Source organism: uncultured Cyclobacterium sp. (assembly GCF_963976465.1).
Classification (GTDB): domain Bacteria; phylum Bacteroidota; class Bacteroidia; order Cytophagales; family Cyclobacteriaceae; genus Cyclobacterium.
Window position 1 is genome coordinate 1 of the sequence record NZ_CAXBOC010000720.1, and the last position, 1,503, is coordinate 1,503.

Consider the following 1,503-nt stretch of genomic DNA (forward strand, 5'->3'; position numbering starts at 1 on the left):
CAGCAGTTGGTTGTGCTTTTGCTTTTGCGCTTGAAGGGATTGAAATTGTAAGTTGGTCTTTTCAAGGCTTTCTGTGGCGGCATTCATAGTTTTTGTTAATTCTTGCTGTGCTTTTTCTTTTTCTTTTAAAAGCTCTGCAGAAATTTCGCCTAGTCCTTCCAATTGTGTTTCCAGTCGAATCAATTCTCCCCTGACCGCTTTTAAGAGACTGCCGGTTTTGGCTGACAAATCAAAGCGTCCCAAGCCAAACAGCTCCTTCATCATTTCAGCTCTAGGTCCGGGGGTAAGGTCTATAAATTCCCTGAATTTACCTTGTGGAATGATCACCGTTTGCTTAAAATGCTCCTTTTTCATGCCGATTATGGCTTCAGCATTCTGATTCAGCGGTGTGGTTGCATCTCCTTCCTTAAGATAAAATGTGTGTTCTGCAGGTTTTATCTCATCAAATTTTTTGCTGTTCCGCTTGACTGCATACCTGGCTAAATAAATCTGATGGTTGTTTTTCCCTGCTTTGAATTCGAAATTGATAAGCAACTGTTGGCTTTGCAGGTTGACCATGCTGTTTTTTTCACCCCTGTCCGACAGCCTTTCAGTGCTGCCGTACAGGGCCAAAAGTATGGCCTCCAAAATGGAGGATTTTCCACTGCCTACAGCACCGAAAATGCCAAAAATTCCTGCTGCAGTAAGTTTTTCAAAATCTATGGTTTGTTCTTCCTTGTAGGAATAAAGTCCTTGAACGGAAAGCTTTAAAGGAATCATATTTTATCGTCTTGGCTAAGGATTTCATTGAATACTGACAATAGGGCTTCATTGGGAAGTTGCCCTTTTTCACTTTGGTAGTACATTTTAAATAAACTTGTCATGTCTTTTTCTAAATCTTTTACCTGAAGCTGTTGGTCTTGCTCGTTTCCTAGGTTTTTAATTTGAGGAATAATGTTGATGATCCCGTCATGTGCTTGCAAAAGACTTTTTCTTGTGGCTGCATCTATGGCATCGTCTGTTTCGTAGGTCAATTCCACAAAACAATAAGGGTTTTCTTCCAGCCATTCCAAAGCGGTAGGCAAGTCACTGAATTTTTTTCTTTCCAGTCTCCTGCCTTGTTTTAAGGGAATAGGTTTATAATTAACCGGTTCATTGGGAGTGCCGGTAATGAGGACCACCTGTTTTTCCTGGCCGGCTTCACTGAAAGAATAAGCCAAAGGAGAGCTGGAGTATACGACCGGAAAGGGACTTTTGCTAGCGGCATGGTAGCGGTGCAAGTGTCCCAATGCTGCATACTGGATTTGTGAAGGAATATTTGATGTATACAAGGCCTGCGTTCCTCCCACATGTAGAATGGGGCGTTCACTTTCCGGTTCTTTTTCAGGAGTGGTGCCTTCTTTGACAAAGAAGAAATGCCCGAGGAATACATTCAATCCCGAGCTGTCACAATACTGATCCGCCAAGTTCTTCCATTTTTCTTCCAATACTTTGCGCAACTCACTTTCTCTATCCCCTTCTCCC

1 protein-coding gene and 1 pseudogene are annotated in these 1,503 nt (G+C 42.3%); both read right to left on the reverse strand.

What is annotated here, in order from left to right; all coding sequences use genetic code 11:
• Positions 1–759, reverse strand: a 759-nt coding sequence (locus AAC037_RS24235; protein ID WP_339906253.1) for an SMC family ATPase, incomplete at its 3' end; no start/stop codon positions are given.
• Positions 756–1,503: pseudogene (locus tag AAC037_RS24240) on the reverse strand (exonuclease sbcCD subunit D); the annotation flags it as partial. The pseudogene AAC037_RS24240 and the gene AAC037_RS24235, both read right to left, overlap by 4 nt.